We start from the raw sequence: 698 nt of genomic DNA, 5'->3' as shown, positions 1-698 counted from the left end.
TCCCATCTCAAAGCGTGGTTTATCTACAATTTTATATAAGTCGGACTTTACTCTGAATATATCTTTTCCATACTGTAGGACTAAGTATCCATCCACTTCATCAATACATTTGAATACCTTCCCATGAGGTGACAGTTTCTTGAAATTATCAAAGTCACTTGGAAATATTAGATGTTCACCCTCTTCTAAAAACCATGGATAAAGCCCCCATGAATCTTTATATTTACTCAAAATATCACAACCTTTCTAAGTAGTGCCCTTACTGACCATAAGGTACATATCCTTGAAAGTTTTTAGAGAATACATTAGATGGCAATTTACTAAATGCATTTTGTGCAGCATCTAAAGAACCATTTCCTGGCTTGAAGTGACCACTCGCATTATCAATTTTATATATCTTTCCGCCACGAATCTCAACAATTCCTGCTGCCTGTACTTGAGGATTAGAACCGCCAACAAGTGTAGGATGTGGCATATGTTGACCAGCACGGCTCCCAATTATGATATTTCCTTGAGTGTCAACAACATACATATACTGACCGTTGAATTTAGAATTACCCACATAATTTGAGCCTTCTTTAATCAACCCATTAATATTCTGTGCTGTAGGATTTTTAATATATGAGCCATTCTTCAGTACTCCTGCTGCTTCATCCGCTGCCTGCATCGCTGGGTCTACATTCCAAGTAGCCTTAACC

1 protein-coding gene and 1 pseudogene are annotated in these 698 nt (G+C 37.7%); both read right to left on the bottom strand.

Features of this window, described 5'->3' with window-relative positions:
• The coding region (locus ALO_RS23205; protein ID WP_004096858.1) for a DUF6960 family protein at positions 1 to 231 on the bottom strand (231 nt) is incomplete at its 3' end.
• A 28-nt stretch (positions 232 to 259) separates the two neighbouring features.
• Positions 260 to 698 (bottom strand): annotated as a pseudogene (locus ALO_RS22525) (hypothetical protein); the annotation flags it as partial.

Source organism: Acetonema longum DSM 6540, from assembly GCF_000219125.1.
Classification (GTDB): Bacteria; Bacillota; Negativicutes; order Sporomusales; family Acetonemataceae; genus Acetonema; species Acetonema longum.
The sequence above is the reverse complement of the archived record's forward strand: the minus strand, read 5'-3'. Positions and strand labels throughout refer to the sequence as shown.